The sequence below is a fragment of the Saccharopolyspora sp. ID03-671 genome (genome assembly GCF_045278815.1).
Classification (GTDB): domain Bacteria; phylum Actinomycetota; class Actinomycetes; order Mycobacteriales; family Pseudonocardiaceae; genus Saccharopolyspora; species Saccharopolyspora ipomoeae.
The window spans coordinates 4,609,599-4,627,899 of sequence record NZ_CP134054.1; the positions used below are offsets into that span (position 1 = coordinate 4,609,599).

Sequence of the window (18,301 nt, forward strand, 5' to 3'; positions counted from 1 at the left end):
GCGTCACCAGTGGACGGTTTTAGCCATAATTGTCCGGGCAAAAAGGACATTGATCATGGGTGATTATGGCTAAAACCGTCCACTGGTGACCCACCCCGGCACCGCCGCGGGGGCACCGCTCCGGGGGACCGCTCCCGGGGGCCGCTCCCAGGGGCCGCTGCGGTGGCCGGGGACCGGGGGTCGGTCGTTGTGCGGTCAGGAGTCCGTGGAGCGCAGGGACGAGCCTCGTTCCCACGGGGCGATGCGGCCCCTGGGCTCGGTGATCTCCGGCAGCACCGACGGTTCCGAGCGGGGCTCGGAGTCCTGCTGCGCGGGCAGATCGGGGGAGGACTCGGCGGCCTCCGGAGGCGGTTCCTCGTGCGACTGCTGCTCCGGGACCTCGGCCTCGACCGGGCGTTTCGACTCCTTGCGGAACGCCCGGATCGACTTCGAGCGCTTCGACCTCGCCGCCTCCGCCGTCTCCCCGGCGGTCCTCCTCGGGAGGTCCTCCACCGAGTCACCGATCGACCCGCCGTCATCGCCCTGCGGCGACAGCGCACCGGACCCGACGGCACCAGACCCCACAGCACCGGACCCGACCGCTCGCGGATCGGGTGCGGACGGGATCTGCGGCGCCTCCGACAGCGGCAGCGCCGCGCCGCGCACCGGGCGCTCCAGACCCGCCGCCATCGCCACCGCGCGATCCCACTCCGGGTCGCCGCTGTAGTCCGAGTGCCCCAGCACGCCGGGAACCCAGCGGCGGCACGAGAACGGCCCCCGCTGCGGGTCCGGCAGCCAGTGGTCCCCGCCCAGCACCAGGGCGCCCGTCGGACCCCGCGTCGCCGCGGGCAGCGGACCTTCCGTGCCGTCACCGCGCAGGCCGACGCCGATCAGCATCCCGTTGTAGACCTGCCGGTTCCAGGTCGTCACGGCACCTCCCAGCGGGTCCGTGCCCCGGCACAGCGACCGCCAGCGGTCGCCCATCGCCCCGGCCAGGTCCCGCAGCGCCGCGTGCGGCACCACACCCGGGAACGCCCTCGGGTACGCCCACTGCAGCTGCGAGCCCGCCGTCACCAGGCCGACCCGCTCGCGGTCGGACTCCGGCAACGACTCCAGCAGCCGCGCCGCGGCCACCGCCGCCAGCAGGCTGCCCTGGCTGTGCCCGACCAGGACCACGCGCGTGTTCGGGTCCTTGAGGTGCTCGGTGGCCCGGTCGGCCAGCTCCGGGATCACCTTCAGCGCGTAGCACGGCGGCACCACCGGGTGCGCCTCGCGCGGCCAGAACAACGCCAGATCGCCCAGCACGCCCAGGTAGCGGGCGGTGTCGCGCTTCGTCGCCGCCAGGAACACCATGCGCAGCAACCCGACCGCCAGACCGGCCAGCGCCACCACGCCGATCGCGCTCAACCACGGCAGCCGCGGCATCCCCGCGAACCGGGCCGCCAGGCTCGCCGCGGTGCTCACCGTCAGCACCCCGGCGATCACCAGGAACAGCTGGTGCGAGTAGCGGCGCTGCAGGTCGGCGATCCGCCACGCGCTCGCGGCCTTGCGCTGGTCCTCCCGACGACCGGCGTGCAGCAGCGCGACCTCGTCCGGGATCGGGTCCTCGTCGTCGCGCCGGAACCGCCGCACCAGCAGCCACGGCACCGCCACCACCAGCGCCACGGCCATGAGCACCACCGCGGTGCCCCAGAAGATCGTCACGTCGTCGAAGGCGGCCGGCAGCAGCAGCGGCGCCGCGCCCGGCGCCCGCGGCACGCTCAACGTCTGCCGGACGCTCAGCGCCAGACCCGCGCCGAAACCGTTGCCCAGCATCGCCGCCAGCATCAGCACCGGCGCCGCCATCCAGCCACCGGCCCACGGCCGCAACTGCTTCGGCTGCGACTTCCACACCGGCCGCGCCAGCAGCGACGCCGGGAGCAGCAGCACCGCGACCGCCACGCAGGTCAGCACCAGCAGCGCGGTCAGCGCGTCGATCGTCGCCCCCGACCCCGGCAGCGGACCCGCCGGCTCGCCCGGCAGCAGCGCCACCGAGGCCAGCAACACCCCGGCCACCGACATCAGCACCCGCCTGCTGCGGCGGCCCAGCAGCGCGCGGAACAGCTTGCTGGTCTCGCGCATCCCCGCCGGGTCGTCCAGCCCGGCCGTGCCGATCACGGCGACCAGCAGCACCGCGACCGCCACCAGCCACCGCGGGTCCAGGCTGAACGTCAGCGGACCGCCCAGCACCACCAGCGCCGCCGTGGCCAGCGCGGCCGCCACGTGCAGCGCTCGCAGCGCGGGAGTGTCCGGATCGGACACCACGTTGCCGCCCGGCAGCATCGGCGCCAGCGCCGAGTGCTGCGGGCTGTCGTCCTTCGGCGCCGACACCCGCCAGGACACAGTGGACAGCCGGTGCATGAGCAGCACGACCAGAGCCACCGGGATCAGCAGCACCACCGACCGCAGCACGTCCGCGCCGCGCGCCGCTTCCGGCACGAAGCCGAGGCACCGCGCCCCCGGAGCCAGGCACTGCGAGCCCACCAGGTCCAAGGTGATCACCGTGATCTGCGCGACCATCAGCATCGTCAGCAGCAGCGCGGAGATCCGCATCAACGCGCGCAGCGAGGAGCACAGCACCCGGCTGACCGGGTTGTCGGTGCGCGTCGGCGGCAGCATCCAGTGCGCCATGTTGGCCAGCGCGAACGGGAACAGCAGCGCCCAGGTCGCCTTCGCCAGGCCGCCCGAGGTCATCGCGCCCCACACGTAGCCCTCGACGATCCGGGGCACCGAGCGCTCACCGGCGTTGAGCATCGGGCCCGGAACGGGACGGCGCAGCCGGTCGGCGGGACGCATGATGCGCCCCACCCCGTCCCCGGCCACGTCCACCGACGCGACCGAGTCGGTCAGCTCGTCGCCGGTGGTGCCGAGGATTCCGTGCACGCGCAGCTCAACGACGCGGGTGTCGGGCCCGGGTACTTGCACAGGGTCCTCCCGAGCAGGTGGTGATCATCGAACGCCGTGGTGATTGTCCATCGCAGATCCACACCTGGCGACCTCTACGCGAACGATTGTGATCGTCACGGCAGGTGATGTCATGGTTTTCCGGGGTTTCGCACGGCGGGACCGGCGCGGCGGAAGACGACCCGACCCGCTCCGCTACGGTTCTGCGACGTGGGACGACTCATCGTCATCGAGGGACTGGACGGCGCGGGCAAGCGCACCCTGGCCAGGGGGATCACCGAGGAGCTGACCGCGCGGGGCCGCACCGTCGCCGGGGCGGCGTTCCCGCGCTACACCGAGGACGTGCACGCCGAACTCGTCGCCGAAGCGCTGCGCGGCGAGCACGGCGACCTCGGGTCCTCGGTGCACGGCATGGCCGTCCTCTACGCGCTGGACCGCAGGGGAGCGGCGGTCGCGCTGCGCGCCGACCTCGACGCCCACGACGTCGTCCTGCTGGACCGCTACGTCGCCTCCAACGCCGCCTACGGCGCGGCACGGCTGCACCAGCGCGCCGACGGCGAGTTCGTGTCCTGGGTCCGCGACCTGGAGATCACCCGCTTCGGCCTGCCCGAACCCGACCTGCAGATCCTGCTGCGGGTTCCCGCCGAGGTCGCCACCGGGCGGGCCGAGCACCGCGAGCGCACCGAGACCGACCGCCGCCGCGACCGCTTCGAGTCCGACACCCCGCTCCAGCAGCGCTGCGCCGAGGTCTACGCCGAACTGGCCGAGGCCGGTTGGTGGACGCCGTGGGTCGTCGTCGACGGCGCGGCCGACGTGGACTTCGCCGCCCTGGTGGACGAGCACGTCATGGGTTGAGAGCTGAAACCCACACCACACCGACCCTGCTCCATTCGGCGGTATGAGCTCCGCTAATCCGGCGCCGAGTTCGCGACCTGCGACGACACCCGGCGGGTGGATGCACGGGCGCCAAGTGACAAGTGCAACGATGTGGTGCATGAAGGCACGCGTGCTCGTGGTGGACGATGATCCGGCCCTGGCCGAAATGCTGACCATCGTGCTCCGGGGAGAGGGATTCGAGACGGCCGTCGTCAGCGACGGCACCAAGGCGATGCCCGCCTTGCGCGAGCTCAAGCCCGACCTGGTCCTGCTCGACCTGATGCTGCCCGGGATGAACGGCATCGACGTGTGCAAGGCGATCCGCACCGAGTCCGTGGTGCCCATCGTCATGCTCACCGCCAAGAGCGACACCGTCGACGTCGTCCTCGGTCTGGAATCCGGTGCCGACGACTACATGGTCAAGCCCTTCAAGCCGAAGGAGCTCGTCGCCCGGCTGCGCGCCCGGCTGCGCCGCACCGACGCCGAGCCCGCCGAGGTGCTGACCATCGGCGACGTGATCATCGACGTGCCCGGCCACGAGGTCACCCGCGACGGCCAACCCATCGCCCTGACCCCGCTGGAGTTCGACCTGCTGGTCGCCCTGGCCCGCAAGCCGCGCCAGGTCTTCACCCGCGAGGTCCTGCTGGAGCAGGTCTGGGGCTACCGGCACGCCGCCGACACCCGCCTGGTCAACGTGCACGTCCAGCGCCTCCGCTCCAAGGTCGAGCGCGACCCGGAACGCCCCGAGGTCGTCCTCACCGTCCGAGGAGTCGGATACAAGGCAGGCCCCCCGTGATCAGCTGACCACCTCGTTCCGGACGCCACCTCGTCTGCAAGGGTCCGATGGGGAGCGTCAGGAGCAAGCGGCGCAGCCGCGAGCCGTGAAGACCACCTTCGCAGCCCGCACCGCCGCGGGTTCTCAGACGTTGCCTGGTGAGGACGCCGGGACGCCGTGTATTGGCTGGCATACATCAGGAGCGGCGCCCGGAGCCAGGCGGCGTCTGAGGTTCCGCTACCTGCACCGCTACGCAAAACGAGTACTAGCAGCCTTGAGGTCGCCGTGAGCGTGTGGACTCGACAAAGCCGCTGGGTGCGGTTGTTGAGCAGTCGTGTCCGGGAGGAGACGCGCACCCGCTGGCACCGGTTCGAGGCCATGTGGCGGCGCTCGATGCAGCTGCGCGTCGTCGTCAGCACCCTCGCGCTGTCGCTGGCCGTGGTGATCGTGCTGGGCATGGTGCTGCAGTGGCAGATCACCTCGCAGCTGCTGGACTCCAAGGAGCAGGCCGCGATCTCGCAGGCCGAGTACAGCCTGCCGATCCTGGAGCGCGAGCTCACCGCCGTCGACCCCAACTCCGACAGCGTCGCCGAGCAGCTGCAGGCCGCCCTGAACCGGCTCACCACCTCCTCGTCCGGCCAGTCCACCACCGAGACCGTCGCCGGGGCCTTCACCCCCGTCCTCGTCGACGGCCGGGCACCCGGTGAGCGCAGCAAGCAGCCCGCCGCCGGACCCGTCGAGGACGTGCCCGAGGACCTGCGCGGCTTCGTCGAGCGCGGCCAGCTCGCCACCAAGATCTACACCGTTCAGCGCGAGACCGGCCCCGTCACGATGGTCATCGTCGGCACCCCGGTCTCCAGCGCGACCCGACCGCTGCAGATCTACCTGCTGTTCCCGCTCACCGCAGAGCAGACGACCCTCGCCGTCATGCAGCGAACCCTGCTGGTCAGCGCCGTAGTGCTGCTGGCGCTGCTCGGCGCGATCACCAACCTGGTCACCCGCCAGGTGGTGCGCCCGGTCCGGCAGGCCGCGCAGATCGCCGAGCAGCTCGCCGAAGGCGACCTCGACAAGCGGATGCGGGTGATCGGCGAGGACGACGTGGCCCGGCTCGCCGAGTCGTTCAACGAGATGGCCGACAGCCTCAAGCAGCAGATCACCCAGCTGGAGGAGTTCGGCCAGCTGCAGCGCCGCTTCACCTCCGACGTCTCGCACGAGCTGCGCACCCCGCTCACCACCGTGCGGATGGCCGCCGACGTGCTGCACGCCTCCCGCGAGGAGTTCCCGCCCGGCCTGTCCCGCTCCACCGAGCTGCTCGTCGACGAGCTCGACCGGTTCGAACTGCTGCTGGCCGACCTGCTGGAGATCTCCCGCCTCGACGCCGGCGTCGCCGACCTGGCCGCCGGGGAGCTCGACCTGCAGGAGATCACCACCCGCGCCGTCGAGTCCGTGCGCGCCATCGCCGAGACCAGCGGCGTCGAACTCCGCGTGCACCCGCCCGCCGACGGCACCGACCTGCACATCGTCGCCGACGCCCGCCGCGTCGAGCGCATCATGCGCAACCTCGTCGCCAACGCCATCGACCACGCCGAGGGCGGCCCGGTCGAACTGCGCTTCGGCGGCAACGAGCAGGCCGTCGCCGTCACCGTTCGCGACTACGGGGTGGGCCTGCGCAGCGGTGAGGCCGAGCTGGTGTTCACCCGCTTCTGGCGCGCCGACCCGTCCCGCAACCGGCGCAGCGGCGGCACCGGCCTCGGCCTGTCGATCAGCCTGGAGGACGCCCGCCTGCACGGAGGCGAACTCGACGCCTGGGGCGAACCCGGCGAGGGCTCCTGCTTCCGCCTGACGCTGCCCCGCAAGCCCGGCGAGGAAGCCGAGACCAGCCCGCTGTCGCTGCCCAGCACCCGGCGCATCGCCGCGCCCGAGGCGCTGCTGGCCGCCGGCGTGGAACGACCGTCCGAATCGGACGGCGAGCAGGAGGTCCGGGACCAGGGCCCGGCCCGGCTCTCCGAAGAGCCCCGGGAGGAGAAGTGATGCGCGCGGCACGCCGGTGGGTGGCACTGCTCGTCCTGCTGCTGACGGTGTCGGCCTGCGCGTCGATCCCGGAGAGCTCCGAGCCCAAGGCCGTCAAGGAGGTCGACGGCAGCAACACCACGATCCCGATCAACCCGCCGCCGGACGACATCGACCCGCTGGCGCTGGTGCGCAGCTTCGTCGACAAGGCCGCCTCGCCCGCCAGCAACCACGAGTCCGCCCGCAAGCACCTGGCGCCCTCGATCGAGCGCAACTGGACCCCGCCGCCGGGCATGCTCATCGTCGAGAACGTCGACACCATCCCGGCCACCCCGCCGCAGCCGCTGCCCGAAGGCGTCCAGCTGGTGACGCTGCGCGCCGACCGGGTCGGCAGGCTGCTCGCCGACTCCTCCTTCGTGCCCGAGACCGGTGAGCTCACCGTGGACGTGCGGGTGGAGCGCCAGGGCAACGGCCAGTGGCGGATCACCACCCCGCCGCAGGAGATGGTCGTCAGCAAGACCTCGTTCAGCAGCGTCTTCCGCCCGGTGCCGGTGTACTTCCTCGACCACGACCTCAGCGGCGTGGCCCCGGACCTGCGCTACGTCGTGTCGCAACCGGCGACCACGCTGCCGCGCCGGGTCATCGAGCTGCTCACCTCCGGCCCGTCGGAGGGCATGCGGGATGCGATGCGCACCGCGATCCCGCCGGGCGTGCACCCCAAGACCAACACCACCGAAGCCGCCGACGGCGCGCTGGAGGTGAACCTCAGCCAGCTCGGCGAGGTCTCGCCGGAGACCCGCAGGCTGATCGCCGCGCAGGTGGTCTACACGCTCGAAGGCGTCAGCAGCGCGCGGGTCCGCATCAAGGAGGAGGGCATGCCGCTGCTCGCCGACGGCAAGGACCTGCGCCCCACCGACATGGAGAACTACGAGGCCGACAACCTGCAGCGCCCCGACCTGCCGGGCCTGGCCGTCGTCTCCGAGCGGGTGCTGGTGCTCGACCGGCAGGCCAAACCGATCCCCGGACCCGCCGGTTCCGGCGAGTACGACGTGGTGCGGGCCGGTCGGTCGCCGCACGGCGGCAAGTTCGCCGCGGTCACCCGGCGGCCCGGTGGTGTGGCGCTGCGCGTCGGCGACTTCGGCGGGCAGCTGGCCGAGCTGCCCACCGCGGGCAACTACATGAGCAAGCCGACCTGGCGCGGCGAGGAGGAGGCCTGGACGGTCGTCGACGGCCGCGAGGTGGTGCGCGCGATGGCCACCGCGGCCGGGTGGGTGCCGCAGACCGTCGACACCCGGGCGCTGCCGGCCGGTCGCCCGATCACGGACCTGCGGCTGTCCCGCGACGGCACCCGCGTCGCCGCCGTCGTCGACGACGAGGTCGTGGTCGCCGGGATCGGTGAGCACGACGGCCGGGCCGTGCTGCAGCGGCCGGTGGTGCTGCGCCCGCCGCAGGACGTGCGGATCACCTCCGTCGAGTGGCGGCAGGACGAATCGCTGGTCGCGACCACCGACAGCAACAACTTCCCGGTCTTCGACCTGTCGGTGGACGGTTTCCGCTGGGAGCCCTACACGGCCGCCAACCTCGGCCAGCCGCTCACCGCCATCACGGTCGGCCCGGGCGGCCAGGTCGTGGTCGCCGATCGCCACGGGATCTGGCAGTCCCAGGACACCGAGGACGTCTGGTCCCTGCTGGACGTCCCCATCGGCGGCGCCTCCATCCCGTTCTTCCCGGGCTGACGCCCGACACGCGCCGGTGAGTCGGGTCGGCGGGAACGTCATGATCGGGGCGTGCTCACCCGCCTGCGCGACGCGCTCTCCGGACTGGCCGACCTGCTGCTGCCGCAGCACTGCGTCGGCTGCGACGTCGCGGGCACCGCGTGGTGCCGCGAGTGCGCGGGCCGGTTGGGCGGGCTGCGGCGCGTCGAGCGGCCGCTGCTCGCCGACGGGCCACCGGTGTTCGCGCTCGGCAGGTACCGGGGTGCCGCTCGCCGGGCGGTGCTGGCCTACAAGGAGTCGGGACGGCGCGATCTCGCCGCTCCGCTGGCCGCGCAGCTCGCGGTCGCGCTGCGCTCGATCACCCTGGACCGCGCGCTGCCGGGGGAGTGGTGGCTGGTCCCGGCGCCGTCGCGGGCGATGGCCTCGCGGCGTCGGGGTGGTTCCCACATGGGCCGGATCGCGCGGCACGCGGCCACCGCGCTCACCGAGTCGGGGATGCCGGCGCGGGCCGCGGACTGCCTGCTGACCGCACGTGGCGCGGCGGATTCGGCGGGACTGACCCCGCAGCAGCGCTCCGACAACCTCAACGGCCGCGTGCTGGTGCGCCCGGAACGCCTCCCACCAGCGGGAACGCAGGTCGCGCTGCTCGACGACGTGGTCACCTCCGGTGCCACGGCGGCCGGTTCGGCGGCCGCCCTGAACGCGGCGCGATGTCCGGTTTCGCTGGTGCTCGCGCTGACCGCGACGGCGGGCTGATCTCCCCGGGTGATTCGGCCATACCTGATCGGCCCAGGAACCCGAGGGCCCTCCCGTTCGTTCTCCGGGTATGAGCTGGGTGAACAGTCAGATCGCCACCCTGCGCAGAGCGACGACACTACCTACCCGAACGGGTGAACAACCCGTTCGGCGGCTCTTTTCGGGCACGCCTGGCACTCAGCGTGATCTCGTGCTTTCGGCTGCAAATATCACTCTCGGTGGATGCTTGACTTCGCCCTACCGAGGGGGTGTCACAAATCGATAAACCGAGCTAACGTGGCGAACCAATCCAGCCAACTCGAGGCGGAGGGAAGGAGCGAAAACCATGTCCCTGGCGCCGAAAGCGAGCTGATCTCCCTTTCAAGGCGCCCCCGTGCACACCTCGCCTACGGAGCATGCAAGGAACGGAGGTCGTGAATGGATATCGTCGTCAAGGGTCGTAACGTTCAGGTTCCCGATCACTACCGGGAGCACGTCACCACCAAGATGACCCGGCTTGAGCGGTACAACCGGAAGGCCATTCGGGCGGAAGTGGAACTGTTCCACGAGAAGAACCCCCGCCAGGCCAAGAACTGCCAACGAGTCGAGATCACACTCAAGGGCAAGGGCGCTCCCATCCGCGCCGAAGCCTGCGCCGGCGACTTCTACGCCGCGCTCGACGCCGCGACGACCAAGCTGGAGAGCAGGCTCCGGCGCATGCACGACCGTAGAAAGGTGCACTACGGACAGCACAACCCCACTTCCGTGGCAGAGGCGACCGCAGCGATGGCCGACCGGCCCGTCGTGACCGGCTCCAGCCCTTCAGGCATGGCCGAAGGCCGGACCGCGCTGCTCGAAGCGCCCCAGGAAGCCCCCGAGCGCACCGCCGAGGTGCCGGGGCAGCGCATGACCGAGGAGGACTACGACTACGCCCCCGGGCAGGTCGTGCGCGAGAAGGAGCACACGGCCAAACCGATGACCGTCGACGAGGCCCTCTCCCAGATGGAACTCGTCGGCCACGACTTCTACCTCTTCGCCGACGCCGACAGCGGCCGTCCCAGCGTCGTCTACCGCAGGAAGGGATTCGACTACGGCGTGATCCGACTCGCCGACGCCTGACCACACAATCCGGGCGGTTCCGCGCACGTCGCCGGAGAACCCCTCAGGGCGAGTCTGCGCCACGCCCGACCCGCACGGCTGTCCCCCGCGTACGGTGGTTCGCGGGGGACAGCCGCGTGTTGCGGTCCGCCAACGCTGCAGCGGACTACGGCACACCCCCACAGCCAGCTCTAATACGATGGCCACAAAGCGTCCGTGACGGACGCGTCACGATCAGCTAGCGAGGTCGACCGGATGGTCCTGTCCCGACTGCTCCGCGCCGGCGAGGGCAAGATGCTCAAGCGCCTGCGCGCTATCGCAGCGCACATCAACGAGCTCGAAGACACCGTCGTCGGTTTGTCCGATACCGAGCTGCGGGGCAAGACGGACGAGTTCAAGCGCCGCTACAGCGACGGCGAGTCGCTGGACGAGCTGCTCCCCGAAGCGTTCGCCGTCGCCCGCGAAGGCGCCAAGCGCACCCTCGGCCAGCGCCACTTCGACGTGCAGCTGATGGGCGGTGCCGCCCTGCACCTGGGCAACATCGCCGAGATGAAGACCGGTGAGGGCAAGACCCTGACCTGCGTCCTGCCCGCCTACCTCAACGCCATCACCGGCAAGGGCGTGCACGTGGTCACCGTCAACGACTACCTCGCCAAGCGCGACGCCGAGTGGATGGGCCGCGTGCACCGCTTCCTCGGCCTCGAGGTCGGCGCGATCCTCGCCGAGATGACCCCGGAGCAGCGCCGCCAGGCCTACACCGCCGACATCACCTACGGCACCAACAACGAGTTCGGCTTCGACTACCTGCGCGACAACATGGCCTGGAGCCTCGCCGACTGCGTGCAGCGCGGCCACCACTTCGCCGTGGTCGACGAGGTCGACTCCATCCTCATCGACGAGGCCCGGACGCCGCTGATCATCTCCGGCCCGGCCGACCAGTCCTCGCGCTGGTACCAGGAGTTCGCCCGGCTCGCCCCCATCCTCAAGCGCGACGCCCACTACGAGGTCGACGAGCGCAAGCGCACCGTCGGCGTCACCGAGGAGGGCGTGTCGATCATCGAGGACCAGCTCGGCATCGACAACCTCTACGAGGCCGCCAACACGCCGCTCGTCGGCTACCTCAACAACGCGCTCAAGGCCAAGGAGCTCTACCAGCGCGACAAGGACTACATCGTCCGCGACGGCGAGGTGTCCATCGTCGACGAGTTCACCGGCCGCATCCTGGCCGGCCGCCGCTACAACGAGGGCATGCACCAGGCGATCGAGGCCAAGGAAGGCGTCGAGATCAAGGCCGAGAACCAGACGCTGGCCACGATCACGCTGCAGAACTACTTCCGGCTCTACGACAAGCTCGGCGGCATGACCGGTACCGCCGAGACCGAGGCGGCCGAGTTCCACACCACCTACAAGCTCGGCGTGGTGCCCATCCCCACCAACGAGCCGATGGCCCGCATCGACCAGCCCGACCTGGTCTACAAGGGAGAGCCCGCCAAGTTCGAGGCCGTCGCCGAGGACATCGCCGAACGCCACGAGAAGGGCCAGCCGGTCCTGGTCGGCACCACCAGCGTCGAGCGCTCCGAGTACCTGTCGAAGCTGCTCACCAAGCGCGGCATCCCGCACAACGTGCTCAACGCGAAGAACCACCAGCGCGAGGCCGCGATCATCGCCGAGGCCGGTCGCCTCCGCGCGGTCACCGTCGCCACCAACATGGCCGGTCGCGGTACCGACATCGTGCTCGGCGGCAACGTCGACCACCTCGCCGACGCCGAACTCCGCCAGCGCGGCCTGGACCCGGTCGAGAACCGCGAGCAGTACGAGGCCGAGTGGCCCGCCGTCGTCGAGAAGATCAAGGCGCAGGTCGACGCCGAAGCCGACCGCGTCCGCGAGGCGGGCGGCCTCTACGTGCTGGGCACCGAGCGCCACGAGTCCCGCCGCATCGACAACCAGCTGCGCGGTCGTTCCGGCCGTCAGGGCGACCCGGGCGAGTCCCGCTTCTACCTGTCGCTGGGCGACGAGCTCATGCGCCGCTTCAACTCCGCCATGGTCGAGACCGTCATGACGCGCCTGAAGGTGCCCGACGACGTCCCGATCGAGCACAAGATGGTCTCCCGCGCGATCCGCAGCGCTCAGACGCAGGTCGAGCAGCAGAACATGGAGATCCGCAAGAACGTCCTCAAGTACGACGAGGTGATGAACCAGCAGCGCACCGTCATCTACGACGAGCGCCACCGGGTTCTGGCCGGTGAGGACCTGCAGGAGCAGGTCATGCACATGCTCACCGACGTCATCACCGCCTACGTCGACGCCGAGACCTCCGCGGGCTACGCCGAGGACTGGGACTTCGAGAAGCTCTGGAAGGCTCTGGGTTCGCTGTACCCCGTCGGCCTGAGCTGGGAGAAGCTGGTCGAGGAGGACGACGACCTCAGCAAGGAGCACCTGCTGGAGCTCATCGTCGCCGACGCCAAGGAGGCCTACGCCCGGCGCGAGGCCGACGTCGACGGCAAGGTCGGCCCGGGCGCGATGCGGGAGCTGGAGCGGCGCGTGCTGCTCAGCGTCCTGGACCGCAAGTGGCGCGAGCACCTCTACGAGATGGACTACCTCAAGGAGGGCATCGGCCTGCGCGCCATGGCGCAGCGCGACCCGCTGATCGAGTACCGCCGCGAGGGCTTCGACATGTTCGGCGCGATGCTGGACGCGTTGAAGGAGGAGTCGGTCGGATTCCTGTTCAACGTCCAGGTCGAGGCCGCCGAGCCCGAGCCCGCCGCCGAGCAGCCCGCTGTGCCCGTCTCGGTGAGCCAGGCCGGCAACGGGGTCCCGGAGGTCCCGCAGACGCCGCAGGCCCCGCAGGCGGCGGCTCAGCCCCAGGGAGCCCGCGCCCGGCGCGCCAAGCCCGCCTCGGCGGGCCCGGCGCTGAGCCAGCTCGCCGGTGGCCCCGCCCAGGGCGGCGAGCAGCCCCCGGCCGCGCTGGCCGGTGGTGGCCTGCAGGCTCCCGCCAACCAGCGGCTCAGCTACTCGGGCCCGAGCGAGACCGGCGACGTGCAGACCAACCAGGACGCCGACACCCCCGAGTCCCGGGGCGGCACCCGCCGCGAGCGCCGCGCGGCGGCCCGAGCCGACAACAAGAAGCGCAAGCGCTGACCGTCAGCGATGAGAATGGCCCCGGACCGATCGGTCCGGGGCCATTCTCATCTCGGGTGCGGCCAAGAGCCGCCGAGATCACGAGTTGGGGCGCTTGCCGTGGTTGGCCTTGTTCTTGCGCCGGTCCTTCTTCTTGCGCGCGCGCTTGCCCATAAGGCGACTCCCTCGAAAGTCGAGATTCACTCCAGCCCGGTGACCGCGAGTGATCAACTGACACCCGGTCTCCGCTGGGATTTCGAGGTTCCAGTCTGCCATGTCCGATACCTGCCTCCGGCGGGTGGTGGCGCTCGTGGTTTCCTAAGCGGGGGCCGGTGACGGCCGTGACGAGGAGGAAGAATGGCGGGGGAGATCCGCGTAGCCGACCCGGAGGGCCGACTTGTCCACGCTGAGTGACCTTCTCGCCGAGCACACCGGCCTGTCCGGCACCGCTGCCGACCACCTGCAACTCGTGGTCGCCGAGTGGCAGCTGCTGAGCGACCTGTCGTTCGCCGACTTCATCATGTGGGTCCCGATCGGCCCGTCCGAGGCACCGGAGGACCGCTTCCTGTGCGTCGCGCAGGCGCGCCCCACCACGGCGCCCACCGCGCACCCGGAGGACGTCGTAGGCTCCGAGGTGACCCAGGACGACCACCCGCAGCTGCGCCGCGCGGCCCTGGAGGGCCGCATCTGCCGCGAGGAGGACCCGCGCTGGCACCTGGGCGTGCCGGTCCGGCGCGAGACCATCCCGGTGAAGCTGGGCGACGAGATCGTGGCCGTGCTCAGCCGCGACACCAACCTGGCCGTGCCGAGGGTGCCCAGCCCGCTGGAGATCTCCTACCTGGGCAGCGCCGCCGACCTGTGCCAGATGGTCGCCGACGGCACCTTCCCGACGCCGGAACCCGCCCCGGACGTGCACACCAGCCCGCGCGTCGGTGACGGGCTGATCCGCCTGGACAACTCGGGCACGGTCGTGTTCGCCAGCCCCAACGCCCTGTCGGCCTACCACCGCATGGGCCACGCCGCGGACCTGGTGGGAGCGCAGCTGGCGCCGCTGACCCGGTCGCTGCTCAACGACCCGTTCGACGCCGACGAGGTCGCGCAGCGGGTCCGGCGGGCGATGGGCGGCGAGCCGAGCATGCGCATCGAGGCCGAGGCCCGCGGTGCGACGGTGCTGTTCCGCGCGCTGCCGCTGCGCCCGCGCGGTCAGACGGCCGGCGCGCTGGTGCTGGTGCGCGACGTCACCGAGGTCAAGCGGCGGGACCGCGCGCTGATGTCCAAGGACGCCACGATCCGCGAGATCCACCACCGCGTGAAGAACAACCTGCAGACCGTGGCCGCGCTGCTGCGGTTGCAGTCGCGGCGCACCGGCAACAACGAGGCGCGGCTGGCGCTGGACGAGTCGGTGCGGCGGGTCACCTCGATCGCCCTGGTGCACGAGACGCTGTCGATGTCGGTCGACGAGCGGGTCGACCTCGACGACGTGGTGGACCGGGTGATCCCGATGATGAGCGATGTCGCCGTGGCCGAGACCGGGGTGAAGGTCAGCCGCGGCGGGAAGTTCGGCGTGGTGTCGGCCGAGCTGGCCACGCCGCTGGTGATGGTCCTGACCGAGCTGGTGCAGAACGCTTTCGAGCACGCCTTCCCGGAGGGGCAGGGCGGGGAAGTGGTCGTGCAGGCGGAGCGTTCGGCGCGCTGGCTCGACGTCGTCATCTCGGATGACGGTCGTGGCCTGCCGAAGGGATTCTCCCTCGAGCGCGCCGAACGTCTCGGCCTGCAGATCGTGCGGACCCTCGTGGAGTCGGAGCTCCGCGGGTCGTTGAGCTTGCGTGGCCGCGGTCATCAACGTGGTACCGAGGCGGTCTTGCGGGTGCCTCTGAAGTACCGGCGATGACGGCCCGTATGCTGGGCGCCACGCTGATGCGTCGATCGTTCGAGTGACGTCCCAACGCGCCTGGGACGTCGGGCCGATCGAGTCGGTTTCCCGGCCGGGTTCCGGCTACCCCGTCGAGATGGGGAGATCGGCTGGAACGTGCGGGACCGACATCGACGCTGATCGGCCGAGTAGCTACTAGTCGGGGTGGGTCAGTTCACGCTGCGAGGCCGTGTGCGGCCCGGGGCGAGACGGGCGGTCGGTCACCGGGGGTGCGACCGACCTGCCGCGTCTCAGCGAGCTGCTACTCAGGCGTTGGTGCGCGCCCGGGTGCGAGCGTTGCGCCGCTTGAGGGCACGCCGCTCGTCTTCGCTCATGCCGCCCCAGACACCGGCGTCCTGGCCGCTCTCGAGCGCCCACGCCAGGCACTGAGAGGCAACCGGACAACGGCGGCATACGGCCTTCGCCTCGGCGATCTGCAGCACAGCAGGACCGCTGTTCCCAACCGGGAAGAACAGCTCCGGGTCCTCGTCACGGCAAACCGCATCGTGGCGCCAGTCCATTGTTCCTTGCTCCTCGCTAGGCACGCCATGCGCGCGCCGATAGTTCGTTCGGGGTGTTTGTGAATGCTTTCACGGAGTCCGTGTGCTTGTGAATGCTTTCACGAACTGCCGCGATGTCAAGAGGTCGATCTCGAGCGGTGAGCCAACTCACCTGAAAGATCGACGAGACTTGACCAGGGGTTTCGGTGTGCTCCCGGGCTCAGACGGGGGTCATGAGCCGACAGCGACGTCCATCCGTTACGAGAAGGTTATACAGCGACGCGGAGAGCGTTCGGGACTGAGGAGAACTCGACCACCGATCGCTCACCCAGGCAATCGCCGTCCACCTGCAGGCGCAACGGCTCCGTACAGGCTACGCGTAGATGGGGCACATCCGCAGCCTGAATTGAGTTTCTTCCGTGTGGTTTCCCTCTACCGCGTAGCATCTCCGCTACGTGTCGCAACACAGGGTAAACGCTCGTCTTGGTCAGCGCGAACACGCCGAGACCGTTGTCGAAGCTGGTCTCGGGGCTCATGCGCACCGGAGTCGACCCCAGGTAGGTCCACGGGTCGGTGTTGGAGACGAACACGCTGTGTAGTAGGTCACTCGGTTCGTCGTCACCAATTTGCAAGGTGAGCTTCGGCTCGCCGCGCGCCATCCGGAAGTAGCAGGACAGGGCGATCCGGGCGTACAGGGCGGGCGTCGCCTCCCGGCCGCGCGACCGCTGCCGCTCCATCTCGGCGACCACCTCGGCGTCCCAGCCGATGCCGGCGTTGAAGGTGAACCACCGCTCATCGGCCTTGCCCAGCCCGACCCGCCGGGTGCTGCGATCCGCCAGCGCGCGCATCAGGTGGTGGGTGGCGTCCACCGGATCCTTGGGCAGCCCGAGCGCGCGGCCGAAGACGTTCGCCGACCCGCCGGGCACCACGCCCAGCGTCGGCATCGACGGATCGCCGGGCTCGGCGACCTCGAACATGCCGTTGACCACTTCGTTGACCGTGCCGTCACCGCCGTGCGCGATGACCAGGTCGGCGCCGTCCCGCACCGCGTCCCGCGCGGCCTCCGCGGCGTGCCCGAAGTGCCGGGTCTCCACCACGTCCAGCTTCAGCACGCTGGCCAGCGCCGCGGCCAGCACATCCCGGCCGCTGGCGGTGGTGGAGGTCGCCTGCGGGTTGACGACGAGAACAGCGCGCACGACCCGAAGCCTAAGCGAGACGGTTTCGTGTCCGTCGAGCGCGGGGGCTCGGGTACGCGCGGCGAGCGGTCTCAACCGGCCTGAGAAGTCTCAAACCGGCCCGCGAAGTCTCAACTGGCCCGCGAAGTCTCAACTGGGCTGTCCGGCCACCTCCGGCTTCGACGACCGACGGGACCGGCCGAGGTGCGCGGCACGGGCGGACGCGGCGGTGGAGCGCACCAGGAGCGAGTGCGCCACGCCGCTGATCACCGGTTTCCGGTGACGACTCGATGCGTAACCCCGGAACGCACCCGCTCGTCGTCCACCGGCTGCCGACGTGCACGCGGCGAGCTGGGCGGACACCCCGATATCCGCGATCGCCGCTTCAGCCATGAGTCGATCATGGCGTCTGGGGCGAGCGGCAGCTATGCGGCGATCGGGCGGTATTACCATCGAAAGTGCACACGCAGAGTCACTAGCGGGGTCCAGGCCCCGATTCTGAGAGGGCCCCTTGGCTACCGAGATCGTTCCCCGCACGGTGCGCATCGCCGGCCTGCTGACCACGCTGCAGGCCGTGGCGGGACTGGTGTTCGTCGTGGCGCTGCTGGTCCGCAGCACCTCCACCGACCTCGGCGGTGTCGGCCAGCTCGAACGCGGCGAGACCTGGGGCGAGGCCGGCTACTACGCCCTGCTGGCCGCCGGCGTGCTCGCCGCGGGCATCGGCCTGATCAAGGGCAAGCACTGGGCCCGCACCCCCGCCCTGCTGCTGCAGCTGCTGCTGCTGGGCACCGCCTGGTACGCCACCGGCCCGTCCGGGCGGCCGCTGATCGGCCTGATCATCGCCGTCCCCGCGATCGCCGTGCTGTGGTTCCTGTTCAACCGCCAGGGCCGCGAGTGGTCGTTCCACGCCTCGATGGCCCCCGACGCCCGCGAGGACTGACCAGGACCCGCTCAGCCGCCGAACGACGTCAGGGCGTCGCCGGTGAGCCGGTAGACGCTCCAGCCGTCCATCGGGAACGCGCCCTGGGCCTTGTAGAACGCGATCGAGGGCTCGTTCCAGTCCAGCACGGACCACTCCAGCCGCGCGTAACCGCGCTCGACGCACTCGCGCGCCAGCGTCCGCAGCAGCTCCTTGCCCAGACCCGACCCGCGGTGCTCGGGGCGCACGTAGAGATCTTCCAGGTAGATCCCGTGCACGCCCTCCCAGGTGGAGAAGTTCAGGAACCACAGCGACAACCCGACCACGGCACCGTCCACTTCGGCCACGTGACCGAACAGCGCGGGATCGGGCCCGAACAGCGCCGTTCGCAGCTGCTGCTCGGTGAGGTGGCAGGACTCGGGTTCCTCCTCGTAGCGGGCGAGCTCGTAGACCAGCTCGACCATCGCCGCCACGTCCTGCTCACGGGCCCGCCTGATCATCCGACCTCCACGACCGACTCGGTTCCTGCCGGTCCATTCTGCGCAGC

General features: G+C 70.8%; 15 protein-coding genes. 9 read left to right on the forward strand and 6 right to left on the reverse strand.

What is annotated here, in order from left to right:
- Positions 1-195: 195 nt before the first annotated feature.
- Positions 196-2,943 (reverse strand): hypothetical protein, encoded by a 2,748-nt coding sequence (locus REH65_RS21355; RefSeq protein WP_406688819.1) that lies wholly within the window; start codon positions 2,941-2,943, stop codon positions 196-198.
- A gap of 189 nt (positions 2,944-3,132) precedes the next feature.
- Here REH65_RS21355 and REH65_RS21360 point away from each other — a divergent pair, with 189 nt between their 5' ends.
- From REH65_RS21360 to secA, 7 genes are all read left to right on the forward strand, one after another.
- Positions 3,133-3,777 (forward strand): dTMP kinase, encoded by a 645-nt coding sequence (locus REH65_RS21360; RefSeq protein ID WP_406688820.1) that lies wholly within the window; start codon positions 3,133-3,135, stop codon positions 3,775-3,777.
- 139 nt (positions 3,778-3,916) lie between these two features.
- Positions 3,917-4,594, forward strand: a complete 678-nt coding sequence (mtrA, locus tag REH65_RS21365; protein WP_093413767.1) for an MtrAB system response regulator MtrA — start codon at positions 3,917-3,919, stop codon at positions 4,592-4,594.
- Positions 4,595-4,951: 357 nt separating this feature from the next.
- Entirely contained in the window at positions 4,952-6,604 is a 1,653-nt protein-coding gene (mtrB, locus tag REH65_RS21370; protein ID WP_406693208.1) for an MtrAB system histidine kinase MtrB, read from the forward strand.
- Positions 6,604-8,319, forward strand: coding sequence for an LpqB family beta-propeller domain-containing protein (locus tag REH65_RS21375; protein WP_406688821.1), 1,716 nt, complete (start codon positions 6,604-6,606; stop codon positions 8,317-8,319). The genes mtrB and REH65_RS21375 overlap by 1 nt, the downstream gene beginning before the upstream one ends.
- 51 nt (positions 8,320-8,370) lie before the next feature.
- Positions 8,371-9,054, forward strand: coding sequence for a ComF family protein (locus tag REH65_RS21380; protein WP_406688822.1), 684 nt, complete (start codon positions 8,371-8,373; stop codon positions 9,052-9,054).
- A gap of 417 nt (positions 9,055-9,471) precedes the next feature.
- Positions 9,472-10,152: a ribosome hibernation-promoting factor, HPF/YfiA family gene (gene hpf / locus REH65_RS21385; RefSeq protein WP_281455146.1), complete on the forward strand. Its 681-nt coding sequence runs from the start codon at positions 9,472-9,474 to the stop codon at positions 10,150-10,152.
- 234 nt (positions 10,153-10,386) lie between these two features.
- Positions 10,387-13,269, forward strand: coding sequence for a preprotein translocase subunit SecA (gene secA / locus REH65_RS21390; RefSeq protein ID WP_406688823.1), 2,883 nt, complete (start codon positions 10,387-10,389; stop codon positions 13,267-13,269).
- Positions 13,270-13,347: 78 nt separating this feature from the next.
- On the opposite strand, the gene REH65_RS21395 is transcribed toward secA, so the two are convergent.
- Positions 13,348-13,422 carry a 50S ribosomal protein bL37 gene (locus REH65_RS21395; protein WP_372448851.1) on the reverse strand — a complete coding sequence of 25 codons (75 nt, stop codon included), beginning with the start codon at positions 13,420-13,422 and terminating at the stop codon, positions 13,348-13,350.
- Between the two features lie 223 nt (positions 13,423-13,645).
- On the opposite strand from REH65_RS21395, the gene REH65_RS21400 reads away from it, so the two are divergent.
- Positions 13,646-15,139 carry a PAS domain-containing sensor histidine kinase gene (locus tag REH65_RS21400; protein WP_281455143.1) on the forward strand — a complete coding sequence of 498 codons (1,494 nt, stop codon included), beginning with the start codon at positions 13,646-13,648 and terminating at the stop codon, positions 15,137-15,139.
- Positions 15,140-15,426: 287 nt separating this feature from the next.
- On the opposite strand, the gene REH65_RS21405 is transcribed toward REH65_RS21400, so the two are convergent.
- From REH65_RS21405 to REH65_RS21415, 3 genes are all read right to left on the reverse strand, one after another.
- Complete coding sequence (locus tag REH65_RS21405) at positions 15,427-15,681, reverse strand: WhiB family transcriptional regulator (protein WP_093413759.1); 255 nt, start codon at positions 15,679-15,681, stop codon at positions 15,427-15,429.
- A 248-nt stretch (positions 15,682-15,929) separates the two neighbouring features.
- A complete protein-coding gene (locus REH65_RS21410; RefSeq protein ID WP_406688824.1) occupies positions 15,930-16,856 on the reverse strand; it encodes a diacylglycerol/lipid kinase family protein in 927 nt (308 codons plus the stop codon).
- A 129-nt stretch (positions 16,857-16,985) separates the two neighbouring features.
- Positions 16,986-17,228: a hypothetical protein gene (locus REH65_RS21415; protein ID WP_406688825.1), complete on the reverse strand. Its 243-nt coding sequence runs from the start codon at positions 17,226-17,228 to the stop codon at positions 16,986-16,988.
- Between the two features lie 118 nt (positions 17,229-17,346).
- Here REH65_RS21415 and REH65_RS21420 point away from each other — a divergent pair, with 118 nt between their 5' ends.
- Positions 17,347-17,775: a hypothetical protein gene (locus REH65_RS21420; protein WP_281455141.1), complete on the forward strand. Its 429-nt coding sequence runs from the start codon at positions 17,347-17,349 to the stop codon at positions 17,773-17,775.
- Between the two features lie 11 nt (positions 17,776-17,786).
- On the opposite strand, the gene REH65_RS21425 is transcribed toward REH65_RS21420, so the two are convergent.
- Positions 17,787-18,254 (reverse strand): GNAT family N-acetyltransferase, encoded by a 468-nt coding sequence (locus REH65_RS21425; protein WP_281455140.1) that lies wholly within the window; start codon positions 18,252-18,254, stop codon positions 17,787-17,789.
- Between the last annotated feature and the right edge of the window lie 47 nt (positions 18,255-18,301).

Coding starts and splice junctions, on each gene's coding strand:
- mtrA (WP_093413767.1), top strand. CDS start 3,917: ATGAAGGCACGCGTGCTCGTGGTGGACGATGATCCGGCCCTGGCCGAA.
- mtrB (WP_406693208.1), top strand. CDS start 4,952: ATGTGGCGGCGCTCGATGCAGCTGCGCGTCGTCGTCAGCACCCTCGCG.
- REH65_RS21375 (WP_406688821.1), top strand. CDS start 6,604: ATGCGCGCGGCACGCCGGTGGGTGGCACTGCTCGTCCTGCTGCTGACG.
- hpf (WP_281455146.1), top strand. CDS start 9,472: ATGGATATCGTCGTCAAGGGTCGTAACGTTCAGGTTCCCGATCACTAC.
- secA (WP_406688823.1), top strand. CDS start 10,387: ATGGTCCTGTCCCGACTGCTCCGCGCCGGCGAGGGCAAGATGCTCAAG.
- REH65_RS21405 (WP_093413759.1), bottom strand. CDS start 15,681: ATGGACTGGCGCCACGATGCGGTTTGCCGTGACGAGGACCCGGAGCTG.
- REH65_RS21415 (WP_406688825.1), bottom strand. CDS start 17,228: ATGGCTGAAGCGGCGATCGCGGATATCGGGGTGTCCGCCCAGCTCGCC.
- REH65_RS21425 (WP_281455140.1), bottom strand. CDS start 18,254: ATGATCAGGCGGGCCCGTGAGCAGGACGTGGCGGCGATGGTCGAGCTG.